This window comes from Burkholderia territorii (assembly GCF_001718335.1).
Classification (GTDB): Bacteria; Pseudomonadota; Gammaproteobacteria; order Burkholderiales; family Burkholderiaceae; genus Burkholderia; species Burkholderia territorii.
This window is the reverse complement of sequence record NZ_CP013365.1, coordinates 2,038,575-2,059,818: the sequence shown is the minus strand read 5'-3', so window position 1 is coordinate 2,059,818 and position 21,244 is coordinate 2,038,575. Positions and strand designations below refer to the sequence as shown.

The following is a 21,244-nucleotide window of genomic DNA, read 5'->3' as shown; positions in this document are numbered from 1 at the left end:
CCGGGTGGACGGTGCGCGGTTCAAGGCGTGTAGTTCTGCGACTGGCGCGGTACGTAGCCGGTCAGGTGCCAGCGGCCGTCGTCGCCGAGGCGAAAACTCAGTTTTTCGTACACGGTCGTGCCGGTCGTGAGCGTCGTTGCGTAGTCGATGTTCGCATAGAGCCCGTCGGGCATCGACGATGAATTCGTGTAGCGGATCCGCGTGATCTGCGCCCAGCCGCGATGGCCGACCATGCCGACCGACTGGCGCGCGCGCTGCATGTCCAGCGCGAACTGGTCCTGCTTGATGCGCGCCTTCACGAACGCGGCGGCGTCGTTCCACACCGCACCGTACTGGCCGGCGTCGAGCTGCTTGAAGACTGCATCGGCGTCGCGCAGCAGCGCGTCGGCCGATTCGCCGTCGGATTGTGCGTGCGCACCGATCGCGATCGACGCGACGGCGCAGCCGATCAGCCATTTCGTGCGGGAGAGGGGCAGATGTGCGTTCATGTCGGAGTCCGGGGAAGGCGGCGCGTCATGCGTCGCGATAGAGCGACGCGATTGCGTCGGAATATGCGGCGACGTTGCCGGGGTTGTAGATGCTGACCGAGTCGAGCACGTGCTTCGATTGCTCGCGGTACGCGTCGAGGTTCGCATCGTGCTCGGCGAACGCCTGCAGCAGCGCGCGGCCGCCGGCCTGGCAGTCGAAGTCCGGATAGAAATACCCGGCCTTGCCGAGGAACGGCGAGTTGTGGATCAGCGGATAGTCGCCGTACAACAGTTCGTAGTACAGGTAGTTCTGCGCGTTTTCCCACGTGTGCGATACCACGGCGTCGCCGTAGGCGGCCATGAACTCGTACACCGCATAGCGGCTTTCGAACGTCGTGATCCCGTGGTTCACGATGTCGAGGCTCTTCGCGAAATGGACGAAGGTCGCATGCTCCTTCAGGTGCAGCGTGTTGCACACGCGCACGAACTCGAGGAATTCCGGCTTCGCGCGATAGGCCTCCTCGGTCACCAGCATCGGGATGATGCTCGTCTTCACCATGCAGATGTTCGGCTCGAACATCGTCACGCGCCAGCGCGGCTTGCCCGGCTGGTAACCGAACGACAGACCGGGCCCGAGCGTCGCGCGCGCCTTGTCGAACAGCATCGGATGCCAGATGTGCGGAACGATCGTCACCGGCGCGCGCAGGCCCGTCTGGTAGTAGTGCAGGCACGAGCGCTCGAATTCCGGGATCGTCCACACCGCGTCGTACGGCGCGCCCGAGAACAGGAAGCCCGACGGCTTGTCGAACATCGCACGTTCGATGTCGATCACGTAGTCGTTTCCGACCCGCATCGTGACGACCTTGCCGCCGCGATCGCGGAACGCGCGCAGATAATCGGCGCCGAACTGCGCGCTCATTTCGATCAGCACGTCGCAGCGTTGCAGCGCTTCGTCCATCGACAGCAGCGGCACGTTCCACTCGCCGAGCATCATTTGCGGATCGGCGACCTGTTCGCCGCCGTTCACCATCACGGCTTCGGCGACGAGCGGAGACTGGCGCAGCAGCAGGATCAACAGCAGGCAGTTCTGGAAGATGCCGTTTTCCCACAGCGACTGGCCGGCACCGCGCACGAACAGCGACACGCCGACGACGAGACGCTTGCCCTCGCCGGGCGCTTGACGGGCATTGGAGTCCGACATGCGTATGCTCCGGTTCAGGCGACCAGGCGCGCGACGAACGCGTCCAGGTTCGCGGGGTTGTCGATCGAGACCGACTGCAGCAGCCGGCCCGCTTTCGCGCGATAGTCGTCGAGCTGCTCGTCGTGATGCAGCCATGCATCGCGCAATGCCTGGCCACCCGCGGCGGAATCGAAGTCCGGGTAGTAGTAGCCGGCGTCGCCGAGCAGCGTCGAGTTGTGGATCAGCGGATAGCCGCCGTAGAGCACGTCGTAGTACAGGTAGTTCTGCGCGTTTTCCCAGTGGTGGGACACGACCGCGTCCGCATGGCGCGCCATGAAGCCCGGCAGGTCGATGCGCGGCTCGAACGTTGCCTTGTGCTGGCGCACGAGGTCGAGGCTGTTCGCGAAGTGCACGAACGTCGGATGTGCCTTCATGTGCATCGAGTTGACCACGAACAGATGTTGGACCGCGTCCGGTTGCGCCCGGTAGAACTCGTCGCACGCGAGCATCGGGTAGTGGCACGACTTCACGACCGAGATGTTCGGCTCGAGCGTGGCGAGATTCCACGGGCGACGGCCGGGCCGATAGCCGAACGTCAGGCCTTCGCTCGCCAGCGCGGCGATACGGCGATCGAGGAAGTACGGCGACCACAGATGCGGAATCGTATGGACCGGCGCGCGCGTGAGCGTGCGCAGCAGCGGCACGTCGATCTTTTGCGACTTCTCGAGCACCCACACTTCGTCAAACTGGGTGCCGTTGAAGATGTGCCCCGACGGCTTGTTGAAGATCGGCGTCTCGGCGAGGCCGCTGTAAGTATGGCCGACGTAGCAGGCGACCAGCTTCGTGCCGAGCGCCTTCATGTGCCTGAGCCATTCGAGCGGCAGTTGCGCGCCCATTTCGATCACGACGTCGAGTTCGTGCGTGACGTCGGTAGGCTTCACCAGCGGCACGTCGAGACCGTCGAGTTCGAGGCCGGCCGGCAGCGCGTTCGCGTCGCCGCCGTTCAGGAAATAAACGGGGCCGACGCGATCTGAGCGCTTGAGCATCATCGCGAGGAACGCGATGTTCTGGTGGATGCCGTTTTCCCAGATCGCCTGGCCGTCCCGCGCAAACAGCGAGATGCCGACGGCCGGCCGTTGCTTGCGGGTGCCGCCCGCGGCGGCTTGATTGATGTCCGTCACCGGTTGGTTTCCTCTGCGGCGTCGTGCGTTCGGCCGTGGCTGCGAAACGGCGCGCCGTGGATTGTCGTGGTCGCGTTCGCGCCGGCGTGCACTGGAATGCGCGCGAGCGGCGCGGATCGCGAGGCGGCCGCCGGATTCCGGGGTGTAGTCGGGCGGTCTGGCACGGCGCGCGACGCGGGCGGAACGCCCCGGCAGCTGTCTGCGGCGATTGTGGCACGGAAGGCGCCGTTTTGTGGAGGGGCCTGACGAACTTTGACATAGCCGCCGGCGCGGGCGCCGGGGCCCGGCGAACCAGGACGGGGAGGGAGGCAGGCCGAGTGCCGACGGCGCGGCTTCGCGCTGTCGGACGGGGCCGTCGCGCGGAGCCCGAGGAGGGCGCCGGAGCCGCGACGGCCGGCTGCTTAGCGTTGGAGCGAGATCTCGACGCGGCGGTTGCTCGCGCGGCCTTCGGCCGTCGCGTTGGAGGCGACCGGATCGGCGGCGCCTCGCCCCGTGACCGACATCGACTGCGCCTTCAGCCCGTGCGCCTTCAGATAGCTTGCGACGGTTTGCGCGCGGCGCTTCGACAGCGCGAGATTGGCGGCGTCGCTACCGACCGAATCCGTATGACCGGTGACCGTCACCTGCGTGTACGTGCGGTCTTCGCGTTCGCTCAGCAGCTTGTCGAGCGACGCGCTCGCGGCCGGCGTGAGCGTGGCCTGGCCCGTCGCGAACAGCGCGTCGCCCGCGAGATTGACGTGTTCCACCGCCGCGGGTGCAGGCGCGGGCGACGGCTCGGCGGCCGGCGCCGCTGCAGCCGGCGCGGCTGCGCACTGGAACACCAGCGTCGCGGGATCCGAGCCGTCGCGCAGCGCGCGGGCCGAATCGACGGTGCGTACCGGCTGGTCGCCGCAGATCTTGCGGGCGGCCTTCATGCAGGTCTGAGGACCCGAGAGCAGGCCGTGGCAGTCCACCTGGAACGTGCGTACGCCGTCGCGCGGCTGCAGTTCGGATGCGCTGAAGGTCGGGCCGGATGCCGTCGAGCACGCGGCGAGGGCCGTCGCGGCAAGCGCGAGCGCAAGAGCGAGTTTGTTCACGATTACGTCCTCAATACTTGGGTTGACCGAGGCCCGCCACGCGTTGCGCGGCGGGCTCGTCCTGCCGTCGGGGCCGCCCGGTGCCGTCCGGCTCCTGAGCCGGCGGCGTGGCGGCGCGACGCGTTACTTCCACTGGTACAGCATGCCGGCGCCGATCACCTTCTGACCGCCGCTGAAGCCGCCGTTGATCGACGCCTTCAGGTTCTCCGTGATGCGCGCCTGCATGTTGACCGCCATCGCCTTCTGACCCAGGAACGTCGCGGTGCCGACACCCATCCCGAAGTTGGCGTCGCGATCGAGCTGCGGGATCGACGCCATCGCGCCGACGGCCGCGATACCCTGCTTCGCCATCTGGTCGGTCTGCTGCAGTTGCGAACCCAGTGAGTTGATCTGCGCCTGCTGGCCCGACAGTGCCGTCGACAGCGTCGTCTGCACCTGCGTCAGCTGGTTCACGTTCACCGCGTCCGTGCCTTGCGTACCCGGCGCGACGTTCGTGATCTGGCGCTCGCTCCCGGGTGAGCCGACGCTCACGACATTCGAGCGGCCGCCGTCCGTCGAATTCGCGCCGATCGCCACCGAGTTCGAGCCGGCGGTGACCGTCGGCCGGTCGGAGCCGGTGCCGTTCATGTCGGCCGCGACGGCAGTGTTGTTTGCCGAGCGGGTCGTGTTGTTGTTGATCGTCGTCGACAACTGGTTCACCTGATCGCCGAGGTTGGTCACGCCGGTCGACAGCGATGCCACCGTGCTGTTCGTCGAGCTCAGGCCGGTCGACAGCGAGCCGATGCCGGTCGACGTCGACGTGGACAGCGACGTGAGGTTGCTGTTTGTCGAGCTCAGGCCCGTCGACAGCGAGTTGATCGCCGTCGAGGTCGACGTGGACAGCGACGTCAGCGAGCTGTTGGTCGAGCTCAGGCCGGTGGACAGCGAACCGATGCCGGTCGACAGCGACGAGATGTTCGACGCGGTCGACGTGGACAGGCTGTTGACCGCCTGGTTCGTCGCGTTGAGCTGGCTGCCGTTGATCGCGTCCGTGCTGGTGGCCGAAACCTGGCCTGCCGCGACGTTCGTGATCTGGCGTTCCGCGCCGGGTGCGCCGACGCTGAAGACGCCCACCGGCGAGGTGCCGTAGACCGGGTACGAGACGCCGCCGACCGTGACGCTCGACACGCCGACAGCGTTGGCCGTGGTCGAGTTCGCGCCCATGGCGATCGAGTTGGCGACATTGGCCTGCGCGTTCGTGCCGAAGGCGAGCGCATCCGCTGCGGTGGCCGACGCACCCGAGCCGTAGGCCTGGGCGCCGGTCGCGCTCGCGACCGCCTTGTTGCCCAGCGCGATCGTGTTGTCCGCGGTGGCCTGGTTCGCGCTGCCGAGGGCGAGTGCGCTGTTGCCGGTTGCCGTGTTCGCGTTGCCGAGCGCGACTGCGCCGGTGCCGGTGGCCGTGTCGTTGGCGCCCAGCGCCACTGCGCCGGTGCCTGTGGCGACGCTCGGGTCGCCGATCGCGACCGCGCCGTCGCCGCTCGCGGTGTTGCCGGAGCCGATCGACACTGCCTTGCCGCCGGTGGCCGACGCGTTCTGGCCGATCGCGACCGCGCCGCTCGACTGCGCGTTCGAGCCGTCGCCGACCGCGACGCTGCTGGCGCCTGCCGCGCTGGCGTTCACGCCGGCTGCGAGCGAGTTGACGCCGGTGGCGCCGTTGTTGGCGTAGTTGCCTTGCTGCGTGCCGTTGTCGTTGACGCTGTAGTAATGCGTCTTGGCGGCTTCGATCGCGGTCGACGTCGAGGTGGACAGCGACGTGATCGAGCTGGTAGCCGACGACAGGCCGGTCGAGGTCGAGGTGGACAGCGACAGGATCGTGCTGGTGGCCGACGACAGGCCCGTCGACGTGGAAGTCGACAGCGAAGCCACCGTGCTGTCGGTCGAGCTGAGGCCCGTGGACAGCGAATTGATGCTCGTCGACGTCGACGTGGACAGCGAGCTGATCGAACTCGTTGCCGACGAGAGACCCGTTGACGTCGAGGTGGACAGCGACGCCACCGAGCTGTTCGTCGAGCTCAGACCCGTGGACAACGACGTGACGCTGCTTGCGGTCGACGTGGACAGCGACGTGAGCGAGCTGTTGGTCGAGCTCAGGCCGGTGGACAGCGAGCCGATCGAGCTAGTGGCGGTCGACAGGCCGGTCGAGGTCGACGTCGAGAGCGAGCTGATCGAGCTCGTTGCCGAGGACAGGCCCGTCGACGTCGAAGTCGAGAGCGAAGCTACGGTGCTGTCGGTCGAGCTCAGACCCGTCGACAACGAGTTGATGCCCGTCGAGGTCGAGGTGGACAGCGAGCTGATCGAGCTGGTTGCCGACGACAGACCGGTCGACGTCGAAGTCGAGAGCGAAACTACGGTGCTGTCGGTCGAGCTGAGGCCGGTCGACAGGGAGTTGATGCCCGTCGAGGTCGAGGTGGACAGCGAGCTGATCGAGCTGGTGGCCGACGACAGACCCGTCGACGTGGAGGTCGAGAGCGAAGCCACGGTGCTGTCAGTCGAGCTGAGGCCCGTGGACAGCGAGTTGATCCCCGTCGAGGTCGACGTGGACAGCGAGCTGATCGAACTGGTAGCGGACGAGAGGCCGGTCGACGTCGAAGTCGACAGTGACGCCACCGAGCTATCGGTCGAGCTGAGGCCCGTCGACAGCGAGTTGATGCCCGTCGAGGTCGACGTGGACAGCGAGCTGATCGAGCTGGTAGCCGACGAGAGGCCCGTCGACGTGGAGGTCGAGAGCGAAGCCACGGTGCTGTCAGTCGAGCTGAGGCCCGTGGACAGCGAATTGATGCCGGTCGAAGTCGAGGTAGACAGCGAGCTGATCGAGCTGGTGGCCGAGGACAGACCGGTCGACGTCGAAGTCGACAGTGACGCCACCGAGCTATCGGTCGAGCTGAGGCCCGTCGACAGCGAGTTGATGCCGGTCGAGGTCGATGTGGACAGCGAGCTGATCGAGCTGGTAGCGGACGAGAGGCCGGTCGACGTGGAAGTCGAGAGCGACGAAATCGAGCTGGTAGCCGACGACAGACCCGTCGACGTGGAGGTCGACAGCGAAGCAACGGTGCTATCGGTCGAGCTGAGGCCCGTCGACAGCGAATTGATGCCGGTCGAGGTCGACGTCGAGAGCGACGAAATCGAGCTGGTGGCCGACGACAGACCGGTCGACGTGGAGGTCGACAGCGACGCCACCGTGCTGTCAGTCGAGCTGAGGCCCGTCGACAGGGAGCTGATACCTGTCGAGGTCGACGTGGACAGCGAGCTGATCGAGCTGGTGGCCGACGACAGGCCGGTCGACGTGGAAGTCGACAGCGAAGCCACCGAGCTATCGGTCGAGCTGAGACCCGTCGACAGCGAGTTGATGCCCGTCGACGTCGACGTGGACAGCGAGCTGATCGAGCTGGTGGCCGACGACAGGCCGGTCGACGTGGAGGTCGACAGCGAAGCGACGGTACTGTCGGTCGAGCTGAGACCCGTCGACAGCGAGTTGATGCCCGTCGAGGTCGACGTGGACAGCGAGCTGATCGAGCTGTTAGCCGACGAGAGACCGGTCGACGTCGAAGTCGACAGCGACGAAATCGAGCTGGTTGCCGACGACAGACCGGTCGACGTGGAGGTCGAGAGCGAAGCGACGGTGCTATCCGTCGAGCTCAGACCCGTGGACAGCGAGTTGATGCCGGTCGAAGTCGAGGTCGACAGCGAAGCGACCGAACTGTTGGTCGAGCTGAGGCCGGTCGACAGCGAGTTGATGCCCGTCGACGTCGAGGTGGACAGCGAGCTGATCGAGCTCGTTGCCGAGGACAGACCAGTCGACGTGGAGGTCGACAGCGAAGCGACGGTACTGTCGGTCGAGCTGAGGCCGGTCGACAACGAGTTGATGCCCGTCGAGGTCGAGGTGGACAGCGAGCTGATCGAACTCGTTGCCGACGACAGACCGGTCGACGTCGAAGTCGAGAGCGAAGCGACGGTGCTGTCGGTCGAGCTGAGGCCCGTCGACAGCGAATTGATGCCGGTCGAGGTCGACGTGGAGAGCGACGAAATCGAGCTGGTGGCCGACGACAGGCCGGTCGACGTGGAAGTCGACAGCGAAGCGACGGTGCTATCGGTCGAGCTGAGGCCCGTCGACAACGAGTTGATACCCGTCGAGGTCGACGTCGAGAGCGACGAAATCGAGCTGGTGGCCGACGACAGGCCGGTCGACGTGGAAGTCGACAGCGAAGCGACGGTGCTATCGGTCGAGCTGAGGCCCGTCGACAACGAGTTGATACCCGTCGAGGTCGACGTCGAGAGCGACGAAATCGAGCTGGTAGCCGACGACAGGCCGGTCGACGTGGAAGTCGACAGCGACGCGACCGAACTGTTGGTCGAGCTCAGGCCCGTCGAGGTCGAGGTGGACAGCGAGCTGATCGAGCTGGTGGCCGACGAAAGGCCCGTCGACGTCGAGGTCGACAGCGAAGCGACCGTGCTATCGGTCGAGCTCAGGCCCGTCGACAGCGAATTGATACCGGTCGAAGTCGACGTGGACAACGAGCTGATCGAGCTGGTAGCCGACGAGAGGCCCGTCGACGTCGAGGTCGACAGCGAAGCGACCGAGCTGTTGGTCGAGCTCAGGCCGGTCGACAACGAGTTGATACCGGTCGAAGTCGACGTGGAGAGCGAAGCGATCGAACTGGTAGCCGACGAGAGGCCCGTCGACGTGGAAGTCGACAGCGAACTGATCGAGCTGCTTGCCGACGACAGGCCGGTCGACGTGGAGGTCGAAAGGGAAGCGACCGAACTGTTGGTCGAGCTCAGGCCCGTCGAGGCCGAGGTGGACAGCGACGAGATCGAGCTGTTAGCCGACGAGAGGCCGGTCGACGTGGAGGTCGACAGCGAAGCGACCGAGCTGTTGGTCGAGCTGAGGCCGGTCGACAGCGAGTTGATGCCGGTCGAGGTCGAGGTGGACAGCGACGAGATCGAGCTGTTGGCCGACGAGAGGCCCGTCGACGTCGAAGTCGACAGCGAAGCGACCGAACTGTTGGTCGAGCTCAGGCCCGTCGACAACGAGTTGATACCCGTCGAGGTCGACGTCGAGAGCGACGAGATCGAGCTGTTCGCCGACGACAGGCCCGTCGACGTGGAAGTCGACAGCGAAGCGACCGAGCTATTGGTCGAGCTGAGCCCCGTCGACAACGACGTGATGCCGGTCGACAGCGACGAGATCGCGCTGCTGGACGACGACACCGTTGTCGACAGCGAATTCACGACGGAATTGGTCGCGAAGAGTTGGGAGCCGTTGATCGCGTCCGTGCTGTTCGCCGTGATCTGGCCTGCCGCGACATTGGTGATCTGACGCGTGGTGCCCGTGCTCGCATTGCCGACGCTCACCACGCTGCTCGGGTTGCCGCCCGCGAACGTGGAGGTCACGCCGCCGACGGTACCCGTTGGCGTCGGGGTGGGCGCTTCGCTAACGGAGCCGCTGCCGAGTGCGACGTCGCCGGCATGGTTGGCGATCGCATTCGGGCCGATCGCGACCGAGTCGGTGCCAAGTGCCTGGCTGTCGGCTGCCGTCGAATTCGCGTGGAAGTACTTGATGCCCTGGTTGTTGATGCTGTCGATCGCCGAGCCGACGCTGTTGGCGGTCGACGTCGTGCCGTTCGCGTTGTACGTCGTGTACGACGGAGCGGAAACCGTGCCGGTAGCCGGGTTGTAGCTGGCGCCGCCGCCGAGGGCAGCGGCGGTGCTGTTGCCGAGATTGTCGGTCTTGGTCGTGACCGTGCTGAGGCCCGTGGACAGCGAGCTGATCCCCGTCGAAGTCGACGTGGACAGCGAGCTGATCGAGCTGTTAGCCGACGAGAGGCCGGTCGACGTGGAGGTCGACAGCGAAGCGACCGAACTGTTGGTCGAGCTGAGGCCCGTCGACAGCGAGTTGATACCCGTCGAGGTCGACGTGGACAGCGACGCGATCGAGCTGTTAGCCGACGAGAGGCCGGTCGACGTGGAGGTCGACAGCGAAGCGACCGAACTGTTGGTCGAGCTGAGGCCGGTCGACAGCGAGTTGATACCCGTCGAGGTCGACGTGGAGAGCGACGAGATCGAGCTGTTAGCCGACGAAAGGCCGGTCGACGTGGAAGTCGAAAGCGAAGCGACCGAGCTGTTGGCCGAGCTGAGGCCGGTCGACAGCGAATTGATGCCCGTCGAGGTCGAGGTGGACAGCGACGAGATCGAGCTGTTAGCCGACGAGAGGCCGGTCGACGTGGAGGTCGACAGCGAAGCGACCGAGCTGTTGGTCGAGCTGAGGCCGGTCGACAGCGAGTTGATGCCGGTCGAGGTCGAGGTGGACAGCGACGAGATCGAGCTGTTGGCCGACGAGAGGCCAGTCGACGTGGAAGTCGACAGCGAAGCCACCGAACTGTTGGTCGAGCTCAGGCCGGTCGACGTCGACGTAGACAGCGACGAAATCGAGCTATTCGCTGACGAGAGCCCCGTCGACGTGGACGACGACAGCGAAGCCACCGAGCTGTTGGTCGAGCTCAGGCCCGTCGACAGCGAGTTGATCCCCGTCGAAGTCGACGTGGAGAGCGAGCTGATCGAGCTATTCGCCGACGAGAGACCCGTCGACGTGGAAGTCGACAGCGAAGCGACCGAACTATTGGTCGAGCTCAGGCCCGTCGACAGCGAGTTGATCCCCGTCGAAGTCGACGTGGAGAGCGAGCTGATCGAGCTATTCGCCGACGAGAGACCCGTCGACGTGGAAGTCGACAGCGAAGCGACCGAACTGTTGGTCGAGCTCAGGCCCGTCGAGGTCGAAGTGGAGAGCGACGAGATCGAGCTGTTAGCCGACGAGAGACCGGTCGATGTCGACGTAGACAGCGACGAAATCGAGCTGTTAGCGGACGACAGGCCGGTCGACGTGGACGACGACAGCGAAGTCACCGAGCTATTCGTCGAGCTGAGGCCCGTCGACAGTGAGTTGATGCCGGTCGAAGTCGACGTGGACAGCGACGAGATCGAGCTATTAGCCGACGACAGGCCGGTCGACGTGGACGACGACAGCGAAGTCACCGAGCTGTTGGTCGAGCTGAGGCCCGTCGACAGCGAATTGATGCCGGTCGAAGTCGACGTGGAGAGCGACGCGATCGAGCTGTTAGCCGACGAGAGGCCAGTCGACGTCGAAGTCGACAGCGAAGCGACCGAACTATTGGTCGAGCTCAGGCCCGTCGACGTCGAAGTCGACAGCGAAGCAACCGAACTATCGGTCGAGCTCAGGCCCGTGGACAACGAATTGATCCCCGTCGAAGTCGAGGTGGACAGCGACGAGATCGAGCTGTTAGCCGACGACAGCCCAGTCGACGTCGAAGTCGACAGCGAAGCCACCGAGCTGTTGGTCGAGCTCAGGCCCGTGGACAACGACTTGATCCCCGTCGAGGTCGAGGTGGACAGCGATGAGATCGAGCTATTAGCCGACGACAGGCCGGTCGACGAGGAAGTCGACAGCGAGGCCACCGAGCTGTTGGTCGAGCTGAGGCCCGTGGACAACGAATTGATCCCCGTCGAGGTCGACGTCGACAGCGACGAGATCGAGCTATTGGCCGACGAGAGGCCGGTCGACGTCGAGGTCGACAGCGAAGCCACCGAGCTGTTGGTCGAGCTGAGGCCGGTCGACAGCGAGTTGATTCCCGTCGAAGTCGACGTGGAGAGCGACGAGATCGAGCTATTGGCCGACGACAGCCCCGTCGACGCCGACGTCGACAAGCTGCTGATCGCGCTCGTCGTCGTGCTCATCCCGGTGCTGAGCTGGGCCACGGTGACCGCATCCTGCGGTGCCGAGCCGTCGGCGACGTTCGTGATGCGACGCAGCGCCGTCGAGCTGCCGACCGACACTTCCGACGTCGGGGCGGCGCTGCCCGTCAGGTAACCCGTTCCCGTCGGCGCTGCCGCGCCGGTCACGCTGCCTGCGCCAATCGCGACGCTGGACGTGTAGTTGGCCGTGCCGCCGAGCGCGATCGCGTTGGTGCCCGTCGCCGTTGCGCCGTTGCCGATGGCGGTTGCGCCCGAGCCGGCTGCCGTGGCGGCCGAACCGAGCGCGGTGCCGTTGGTACCGACCGACGTGACTGTCGCATTCGAACCGATTGCGATACCCGACGTCGTTGCCGAGTTGACGTTCGAGAACCGGCCCAGTGCGATCGCATTCGTGCCGGCCGCCACTGCCCCGCCCGAGCCCGAGCTGTTGCCGCCGCCGATCGCGATCGAGCTCGAGCCCGAAGCGGTCGAGTCGTTGCCGACCGCGGTCGCGCCGGTGTTGAGCGCCTTTGCGCCGGAGCCGATGCCGATCGCGCTCGAGCCGGTCGCCGTCGTGGCCTGACCGAATGCCTGTGAATAGCTGCCGGACGCCGTCGCGTTCGCACCGATCGCGATCGAGGTCGCGCCGCTGGCCGTTGTCTGACTGCCCCCGTTACCGCCGATGGCAATCGCCTGGGCGCCCGTCGACGTGCCGCCGCCCGCGGAATACTGCGCGTGCGCGACGTTGCCGACTGCTGCCCCCGCGACGAGCGCGACGGTTGCCACGGCCTTCACGACGGCTGACTTGTTCGGCTTGCCCCGTGCCGAATCGTGTTCGGATGCCGCGACCCAGGCGCCAAGAGCTTCGTTCCAGATCGAGCGGTATGTGCGGTTCATGTCCAGCTACCTCCAAATAAGCACGCACACACCGGTCTCTTTCGTTAGATGAATTTGCCGTGCGCTCGCGCGAATCTCAAAATTGATGGGCGGAGTTTATTGGAGGCGCTATTTTGAGATTGACAAACAGTGAAAAATTGAGCGATTTGAAAGTTAAAAGATGGTTAATGGATCGTGTTTTGATGTGTTGCGTCGTAAGAAAGTTGAAAATGCGTTGAACGTTGAATGAAGGATGCTCGTGGGCGAGGTGGGTGATGGAAAAGCCTAGTCAAATCAAGCGTGTGTAGGATTTCTGTGTGATGTGACGCACATTGGAATGCCGGGAAAGTAAGACAAATGAAACAGCAAACGTTTGCGGCAAACGTTGTCCTTTCGATCTTGTAATGTTTGATGGGTCGGTCGCCGGGATGTGTCGGATAGCGTGATTTATCTATTAATTTGATATCCGTGATGATTTTGGGAATATATTTAATTGTTTTTATCTAAAATCAAAAAACATGAAGAAAAGATTGGGTGGCTGTGCTGGCTTGCGCATCTGGCGGGCCGCACTCGCCCTGCGGACGGGCCTTCGCCGAGGGCCGGCTTCACAATGTTGTAAAAAAGTGCAACCGGGACATTGACTTCGCCATTGGGGCTCCTGTCCGGAATCCGTCTTATTGACGTATTTCACGTGATGGCCTCAAGGGGCCAATTGGACGCCGTGCCGTATCATCCGCGCCGGCCAGGCAGTCGTTGCGCTGGTTCCGCTCGTCCACGACGACGGTTGGAGACGCGCCAACCGATGGAAAACAGGCGCAACGAGCAGGAAAACGTCAGATTTGAGCCACGGTGGCTCGGCCGTGCTGGCCAGGGTGGACATTCCGCGACGGGAAAGGCGGCGCGCAGGGGCGCAGGATGAGAACGGTCGACGGACCGGAGGGGGCGCGTTGGACGGCGGCGTCACGTCGCGCGCGGAATCGCCGGACGCGAGCGCGATGCAAGCCGCAACGATGCTCGGTCGTGCCGGAAAGCATATGCCGTTGCGCGGATAGCGGCCGTGGCCGCACGTCGCGGTTGTGCAACCGGGCCGGGCGACGCAGCACATCGCCCATGGCAAGGCGCTGCCTGCAACCTGCCGCCGCAGCCTTACTTCTTCAGGAATCGCAGCGCGAGGCGCGCCATGCGCGGCACGAACATCGGGCGCAGCAGGCGTTTGTCGTACCCGGCCATCCGCCGGTCGTTCTCGCTGATGCACAGTTCGATCAGTTCGCGCGGATTGAGCGCATCGCCGATGTCTGCGGTGCTCGTCGCCGGAAAGTTCGCGTCGTGCGCGACGCCGTCCGCGTCGATCCCGCGCGCGATGCCGATGCGCTCCCAGATCAGGAACGCCCACACCGCGGCGACCCGTGCGAAGAACCACGGCCGGCGCCACCAGGGCAAGCTCCGCCAGTACCACGCATACCAGTTCACGAAGAACAGGATGTGCCGGCCTTCCTCCTGGATCACGGGCTCGAAGGTGTCGACGAGTTCGGGCGGGAAGTAACCGGAGCGCTGCGCAGAGCGGAACAGGCCGAACGCGAAGAAGCTGTCGATGCACTCGCTGAAGCCGGTCACCATCCACGACCATTCCGGGTCGTCCGGTACCGGATAGGCGGGTTCGGGAGCGAGCTCGATGCCGTATGCCTGCACCAGTTTCGACAGCACGACCTTGTGCCGCGCCTCCTCGGCGCCGTCCATCTCGAGTGCCTGGCGCAACAGCGGGTCGCCGACGGTCGCGGCGAAAGTGGCGACGCGGATCGACGCGCGGCCTTCGGTCTGCACGGCGATATCCCAGATCGGCAGCGACGTGAGCCGCTTCAACTCGTCGGGCTTGAGCGGCGGCCAGTCGATGACGGCCGGCTTGTACGGGTTGTGCGTATCGAGCAGCATGCGGCAGAACATCTGCCTGTGCGCATCGGAACCGATCCTCACCGGACCCTGATGCTCGAAGGTCCAGTTGCGCATGGCGTGATCTGCCGCTGCCTGATCTTCCAGCAGCGTGTCGGACATGGCTGTTGTTGTGCGATTACGAGACGAAAGATTCTTGCATAGCTTACGTAATCGCGTATTTTCGAGCGGCCCCGTGCTGCCGTGGTTGCGCTCAAGCCTGCGTGTCGACCCAGAGGCGTCCCCAGCGCGACGCGTACGCGAGCGCGAGCTCCTCTTCGAAGAAGAAATCGATCGCGTCGAACGACACGGCGCGCGGCGACGGACCGCCGCTCGCCTTCTCGATCGTCAGGTTCGCGGCGAACAGCCCGTTTGGCAGCCGGGCGGCAGCGGGGGCGACTTCGTAGCCCTTGTAGCGGATCGTGCGGTTCATGGCGTGCGCATGGAAGGTTCGGGTTTTCAGCGTACGAAAACCCGCGGCCCGCGTGAACCAATCTTTCGGCCAATGCAAATCACCTGGCGGGCCGGATCATTATCGGCATTCAGTGCACGCATGAAGCAAGGGCGGACGGCGGGATTGCGCCGGGCGGTCGGGCACGCGCGCCCGCGCGCGGCGATCATCGTCGGCCGGGCGCGGGCGCGGAGAGGCGGGGATTACTGGTTGGCGATCTTCAGCACGGGGGCGAGCGCGTCGACCGATGCGGCATGCGTGGCCGCACGATGCGACGCGAATGCGAGCGCGAATTCGGCTGCCTGCGAGCCGACGGTCTCGAGCTGGGCGACGACCTTCGGATCCGAGCAGCTGTCCGCGCTGTCGAAGCGCGTTTCGAGCGTGTTCACCGTGGCGCCGAACGGGGTCGGCCAGCCTCGCAGCGCGTGGACGATCGACCGCAGCGACGTCAGCACGGTGCCGGCGGCCTGCCAGCCGTAGGCGGTGACGATCAGGCCGACCGCGCGGCCGTCGAGGTACGGGCGCTCGTCGGCGCGCAGTTCCTCGAGCGTGTCGAGCGCGTTCTTCACGAGGCCGGACACGCCGCCGTGATAGCCGGGCGTCGCGATGATGATCGCGTCGGCTTCGCGAACGGTGTCGATCAGCTCTCGCTGCGCGTCGGTCAGCGTTTTGTGTTCGGGGGCGTAGTGCGGCAGCGTATGCAGGAACGGGCCGTCGAACAGTCGCGTGCGCGCGCCGGCGGCCTGCGCGCCGCGCAGCGCGAACGACAGCGCGCGCTCGGTCGACGACGCGGCGCGGGTGGTCCCGCCGATGCCGACCACGAACGGACGGCGGTGTTGATCGAATGCAGTCAAAGGGCGCTCCTTGGGATGGCTTGCCCGGCTAAGCACAGGCTTAAAACCAGATGGTAACGACCCCGCCGCCACTCTGAAAACGACTTTTCGTTCTATCGATATGCCGTCTCCACGAGGCGAGTGTGCGCGCGGCAGCGCAGATGGATAGCAGAAATGCTTGGTTGGGACGGCGTGCCGTACTCGATAAGATGGGCTCGTCTCCTCCATGATGTCTCTACTGACATGGGTTGGCCCCGCCGCGCGGATGCAGGCGGGGCTTTTTTTCGTCCGGCGCCGGAAAAAGGGGAGCGATGTGCGGGCAAGCATGCCCGCGTGCCGAATTGCACCGGTTCCCGCCGTGCATCCACGAACTGCTCGCGGGCGCGACGATCGGTGTGTTCACGCACGTGTCCGGAGGCGTTGGATGCATGAGCATGCACGCCGCCGCGCGATCGCTCCGCTGCGATTTCGCGCGATTTCCACGACGTTTTCTCTTGCGATGCGTCGCCGCGCGCGGTCACCGCCAGCGTGGCCTCAATCGTCGTGTGTATGCGTGTTGCTACCGCCACGCGCGAGGCGCCATGCGATCGTGCCGAGCACACCGACCGCAACGACCAGCGCACCCCAGAGCACGTAACGGCGGATCGCATCGTGATCGGTGGCCGCCTCCGCCGGGGCCGCCGAGACCGCCAGCGCCGCGCCGACGCGCGCGGGCCGCACTTCCGGCGCCATCCCGACCAGCAGCGCATCGCGGCCCACGGCCGACGACGGCAGCGACGCATTGCCGACGCCGAGCGTGAACGGCGGCGTGCCGCGCGCGACGAAGGTCAGGGCGGCCGGATGCCAGCCGACCGTGACGGACGGCTGGCCACCGCCGAGTCCGCCGTTGCGCATGTCGACGACGATGCGCCAAGCGCGATCCGGATTTGGCGCGAACGCCAGCGGCGGGTTGCGCTGTTCGCCGCCCTTGCCCTGCAACCGGAACAGGACCGCGCCGGCGACGTCGCGCCACGGCGTTTGTGCGTCGGGGCGGCTCTGCAGCGTTGCGCGCGCAACCGTATTCGGTTGTGGAAGGTCAATGCGCACGCGGTCGACCGGATATGCGCCGTCGGTGTCGAACAGATACTCGCCCGGTGCGCTGCCGGCGCGCACGTGCGCGGCTTCGCGCCATTGACGCGGCACCGCCGCGCTGTCCGCCGTGCGTGCATCGTGCGGCCGCGTTTCGGTTTCGATCGATGCGATCGAAGGTGCGCCGTCGAGCCAGTCGAGCCGCAGGTAGCGCGGCCCCGTGCCTTCGAGCGCGATGCGGTCCTGCACCAGCATGTCGCCGCCGCGCCCGACCTTCAGCAGTTGCGTGCTGCCGAGCGAGCGCCAGTTGCGCAAGTCGTCGCTCGCTTCGACGGCGACGCGCCCCTGGTAGCTGTCGTCGCTCACGTGCACGAGCAGTGCGTCGACTTCGCCGTCCGCATGCGACAGGTCGACGAGGTCGGCCGCATGCTTTGCGCGAGCCGGCGCGGTGATGGCCGCGCGCAGCGAGCCGTCCGGCGCAACCGACACGCCGAGCGGCGCGTGCCCGTCGTCGGCGCGTGCGGGCGGCAGCGGGAACCAGTGCACCGGCGTGCGCGATGGCGGCACGGCCGCCGCCGCGGGCGCATCGAGCGAGTACGGCACGGGCTCGCCGGCGCCGTTGAAGATGCGTACGTCGCCGAGATCGCCACGCCGGCTGGCCGCATAGACGGCCTGCGGCACGGTGAGCTGGTAATACGCGGCGCTGCCGTCGAGCTCGAGCGAGAAACGCTCGGCAACGCGTTCGGCACCGGGCGCGCCGTCGGCCGCCGCGAACGACGTCAGCAAGCTCAGGCCGAGCAGGGCTGCGAGTCGTTTCATGGTTGTTGGTCGTCCCGTTGGGTCGCGGCCTTCGGCGGCAGCGGCGAAAAATAGCCGATCAACAGCAGCAGGATGCCGATGCCGATGAACGACACGATGCGTTCGATGCCGGTGACGTGCGACAAGTCGAACAGGAACAGCTTGATAACCGTGAGCGCGAGCAGCGCGGCGCCGACGAACCACAGCGGACGCAGCCTGCGGCGCGTGGCCCAGATCATCGTCGCAAGCGCGCAGAGTGTCCAGTAGACGGAAACCGACGCTTGCACGAGCGTCGATTCCGCCATCGCATCGAATGCGTACGGCACGCCGGTCCAGTGATGCAGCGTGCGCAGCAGGATCGCGTTCAGCCACAGGAAGGCCGTCGCGCCGGCCGCGCCGAGCAGCTCGACGCGATAGTTGTCCAATGACCAGCCGAGCCTGCGCGCGCGCACGAACCACGACGCCGCGAGCGCATAGATCACCACGAGCACGAGGTCGAGCGGATTGAGCAGCGGCACGCGCGCCCAGCTGCCGCCGTCCTGCGTGAAGTTCGCGTGGAAGGTCCAGATCCACATCACGACGATCAGCGGCAACGATGCGAGCGCGCACACGCGCGCAATGCTGTCGCGGCGCGTCAGCCACATGCCGGCGAACGCGAACAGGCTCCAGCCGACCATGAACACCTGCTGGATGCCGAACGACGACAGCACGGCGTCGATATCGTAGGCGACGTGGAAACGGTGATGCAGCGTGCGAAGCAGCAGCGCGTTGAACCACAGGAAAACGGTCGCGAGGGCCGCCAGATCGCCCGCGAGCGGATGCCAGCCGACACCGAGCGTTTTCAGGCGGCGCAGCCACGTGGCGAATGCAACGAAGATCAGCAGTTGCGCGACGTCGAGCGGGTTGAGCAGCGGCAGCCAGAACAGCGGCGACGCATCGCCGTCGCTCGTCACGCTGGCGATGCTCCAGAGCCACAGCAGCGCGGCGAGCGGCGCGGCGCCCCACACCTGATACGCACGCGGGAACGCGGCGACGGGCCAGCGCAGCCGCGAGCCGGGGCCCGAAACCAGCAGAAGCAGCGTGCCGAAACCGTAGGCCCACGCGCTCCAGCTCCACGCGCCTTCGGGCACGAACGCGTGCAGGCGCCAGAAGCCCTCGAGCGAGAACAGCCCGCACAACGTCCAGAACATCAGCGTGTGCAGCGGCGCGATCACCGTGGCGGAGATGGCCGCCATCGGAGACGTGCGCGTCGCGCCGGCCGCGCTCGCGACCGGCGCCGCCGCCGTCGCGGACGCACCGCGCGACTGGCGCAGCAGCAGCGCATAACACGCGATGACGGCGATCGGCCACGCGAACGCGCCCATGCCCGACAGCGGTGCCTCATGCACATCGAACGCACGCAAGGCGAGCAGCGCGAGCACCGGCGTCAGCGCGATGGCGGGCCATTCGGCGATCGGCCAGGCGAGCTTGCGGCGAGCGACGTGTGCAAGCCACGCCGTGCCGGCTGCGAACAGCGCGGTCGTGTCGACGACGAAGCGGTCGGCATGCAGATCGACGTGGCGGCTCGCATGGACGAGGATCTCGTGCAGCCCGCCGCTCAGCCACCACAGCAGCCCCCAGGCCGCGGCGGCCGCGCCGACGTCCGGCATCCATGCATGCCACGCGCGCGCTTCGTCGCGCCCGTGCAGCCACCATCCCGTGAACAGCCCGGCGAGCGCGATCAGCAGCATCGCGATATACGGGCTGTTGAGCACCGGCAGCGCGTTCGTGTCGGTCGACCCGAGCAGGCTCGTGAAGAATGCGCCGGCCGCCGCGATCTGCATCAGCAGGCCGAAGCCGAACGGCGCAAGGCGTTTCTCGCGCACGCCGACCCACACGATCGCCGCACCTTCGATCGCCCATGCGGCGCTCGTCGTCGGGCCCGAAAATGCGAGCGGCACCGCGAGCGTCGCGAAGATCACCGCCAGTGCAAGCATCGCCTCGAGCAGCAGCGCAAGCCGATCGCGGCGCCGCGCGAGCCATGCGGCGACGGCGACGTAGAACGCCGACAGCGCGACCGCGCTCCACGCGAGCCCGAACGGCGTGCCTTTCACGAGCGCGGCCTGCAGCGCCGTCGCGACGATCGGGGTGCCGAATACGAGCGTGCCGTCGACGTAGTGGCGCAGCGCCAGTTCGCGCTTCACCGCATACAGCAGCGCGATGCCGACGTACATCAGGAAGAACAGGATCAGGAACGGCTCGGTGGTCGAGAACAGCGCGGGGCGGTATGCCGTCACGCCCCACGCCGAGCCGATCGTGAACGTGAACACGAAGCCGAGCAGGTTCAGCGGACGCCACGCCTTGAACCAGGCGATCGCGAAGATGCCCGCGTTCAGCAACGCGTAGTAGCTGAACAGCGCGACATGGCTGCCGTGGCCCGTCGACAGCAGCACCGGCGCGAGAAAGCCGCCCGCGCTACCCATGAAGGCAAGCGGCGGCGCGTTCTGCTTCACCGCGAGGAACGCGCTCAGCGCGCACACCGCGACCATCAGCGGGAACGCCGCGCCGATCGGCAACAGCGCGTAGAGCTTCGTCGCGGCAAAGACCGTCAGGTACAGGATGCCGATGCCACCGCCCTGCAGCACGAGGCCGTATGCCGCGCGGCGCGCCCGCACGCGCCAGCCGATCGCGAGCAGCGCGGCCGCGGCGAGTGCCGTGCCGGCGAGGCGGAATTCGATCGGCAGCATGTCGTTGTCGGCCGCGTACTTGAGCAGGAACGCGACGCCGAAGAACAGCACGATGATGCCGACGCGCACGACCGTATTGCCGCCGAGCAGCCAGTCGCGCGCGGCACGGAACGCGCGTTCGACAATGTCGGGTTCGTACGATTTTGGCGGGGCGGGCGGGGCAGATGGCGCAGTCGTCGCGGGCCGTTTCGTCGGCGCGGCGGCGGCGCTCGCATCGCTCGCCCGCGTGGCGACTGCTGGCGCCGGAGCCGGAGCCGGGGCGTACGTCGACGGCGGCACGCCGGCGCGCGCGACGGCCGGTTGCGCGGACGGTGGCGGCGGCATTGTGGCCGGTGCAGGCGTGACGGTGGCAGCCGTCGCCGGTGGCACGTGCGCGGCGCTGCCGGTTGCGGTGGCGCCGGCCTTCGCCCCCGCGAGCTGCCCGCGCAGCACATCGAGCTCGCGCGTGAGCGTGTCGACCGTCGCCTCGAGGCGCGCGACGCGCTCGGCGAGCGGCACGGGAGCGGGTTGCGTTGCTTCGGGAGTGGCGTACATCGCGAATGCGTCGGGTATCGTGTCGCCGCTCTTGCGCTTGCGCTGCTGCAGCGCGTGACCGATGCCGAACCCGATTGCCGCGCCGAGCAGCGTGCCGTTGGCGGCGGAGAAGTCCCCGAATAATGCGGCGATACCGCCCACGATGAAACCGATTGCGGCAAAGGCCCAATTCATCGCCTTGCTCCCTCTCTCATTTCGTTATCGTCCTTCGATCGTCGCAGAGGTCGATCGAGGCTGTTTCAGTATGGCCGGCAGGCGAACCGGCATGCGCACCCCGTCGGCGCGGTGCCGCGCGCAAGGCGCACGCGACATCGCGATCGGTGTGATTGCCGGCAATGTATCA

Annotated in this window: 10 protein-coding genes; all 10 read right to left on the bottom strand. The window is 66.5% G+C overall.

Annotated elements, in window-relative coordinates; translation table 11 throughout:
* Positions 1-20 precede the first annotated feature (20 nt).
* Positions 21-488 (bottom strand): DUF4019 domain-containing protein, encoded by a 468-nt coding sequence (locus tag WS51_RS09115; protein WP_059543526.1) that lies wholly within the window; start codon positions 486-488, stop codon positions 21-23.
* A 25-nt stretch (positions 489-513) separates the two neighbouring features.
* Positions 514-1,668, bottom strand: coding sequence for a DUF2827 domain-containing protein (locus tag WS51_RS09110; protein WP_059447145.1), 1,155 nt, complete (start codon positions 1,666-1,668; stop codon positions 514-516).
* Between the two features lie 14 nt (positions 1,669-1,682).
* On the bottom strand, positions 1,683-2,828 hold the full coding sequence (locus WS51_RS09105) for a DUF2827 domain-containing protein (protein ID WP_069228979.1): 1,146 nt from the start codon (positions 2,826-2,828) through the stop codon (positions 1,683-1,685).
* A gap of 401 nt (positions 2,829-3,229) precedes the next feature.
* Entirely contained in the window at positions 3,230-3,904 is a 675-nt protein-coding gene (locus tag WS51_RS09100; RefSeq protein WP_069228978.1) for an OmpA family protein, read from the bottom strand.
* 123 nt (positions 3,905-4,027) lie between these two features.
* Positions 4,028-12,586 carry a YadA-like family protein gene (locus tag WS51_RS30790; RefSeq protein WP_081333554.1) on the bottom strand — a complete coding sequence of 2,853 codons (8,559 nt, stop codon included), beginning with the start codon at positions 12,584-12,586 and terminating at the stop codon, positions 4,028-4,030.
* Positions 12,587-13,711: 1,125 nt separating this feature from the next.
* Positions 13,712-14,614, bottom strand: a complete 903-nt coding sequence (locus WS51_RS09070) for a hypothetical protein (RefSeq protein WP_059790814.1) — start codon at positions 14,612-14,614, stop codon at positions 13,712-13,714.
* 91 nt (positions 14,615-14,705) lie between these two features.
* On the bottom strand, positions 14,706-14,924 hold the full coding sequence (locus WS51_RS09065) for a transcriptional regulator (RefSeq protein ID WP_069228975.1): 219 nt from the start codon (positions 14,922-14,924) through the stop codon (positions 14,706-14,708).
* Between the two features lie 221 nt (positions 14,925-15,145).
* Positions 15,146-15,796 carry an NADPH-dependent FMN reductase gene (locus tag WS51_RS09060; RefSeq protein ID WP_059466925.1) on the bottom strand — a complete coding sequence of 217 codons (651 nt, stop codon included), beginning with the start codon at positions 15,794-15,796 and terminating at the stop codon, positions 15,146-15,148.
* Positions 15,797-16,309: 513 nt separating this feature from the next.
* Positions 16,310-17,662, bottom strand: coding sequence for a DUF3999 domain-containing protein (locus tag WS51_RS09055; protein WP_069228974.1), 1,353 nt, complete (start codon positions 17,660-17,662; stop codon positions 16,310-16,312).
* A complete protein-coding gene (locus WS51_RS09050) occupies positions 17,659-21,075 on the bottom strand; it encodes a DUF2339 domain-containing protein (protein WP_069228973.1) in 3,417 nt (1,138 codons plus the stop codon). Before WS51_RS09050 ends, WS51_RS09055 begins: the two co-directional genes overlap by 4 nt.
* Positions 21,076-21,244 lie beyond the last annotated feature (169 nt).

Bases quoted from the DNA above. Each gene is read 5' to 3' on its own strand.
- WS51_RS30790 (WP_081333554.1), bottom strand. From the start codon at position 12,586: ATGAACCGCACATACCGCTCGATCTGGAACGAAGCTCTTGGCGCCTGG.
- WS51_RS09115 (WP_059543526.1), bottom strand. From the start codon at position 488: ATGAACGCACATCTGCCCCTCTCCCGCACGAAATGGCTGATCGGCTGC.
- WS51_RS09065 (WP_069228975.1), bottom strand. From the start codon at position 14,924: ATGAACCGCACGATCCGCTACAAGGGCTACGAAGTCGCCCCCGCTGCC.
- WS51_RS09070 (WP_059790814.1), bottom strand. From the start codon at position 14,614: ATGTCCGACACGCTGCTGGAAGATCAGGCAGCGGCAGATCACGCCATG.
- WS51_RS09055 (WP_069228974.1), bottom strand. From the start codon at position 17,662: ATGAAACGACTCGCAGCCCTGCTCGGCCTGAGCTTGCTGACGTCGTTC.
- WS51_RS09050 (WP_069228973.1), bottom strand. From the start codon at position 21,075: ATGAATTGGGCCTTTGCCGCAATCGGTTTCATCGTGGGCGGTATCGCC.
- WS51_RS09110 (WP_059447145.1), bottom strand. From the start codon at position 1,668: ATGTCGGACTCCAATGCCCGTCAAGCGCCCGGCGAGGGCAAGCGTCTC.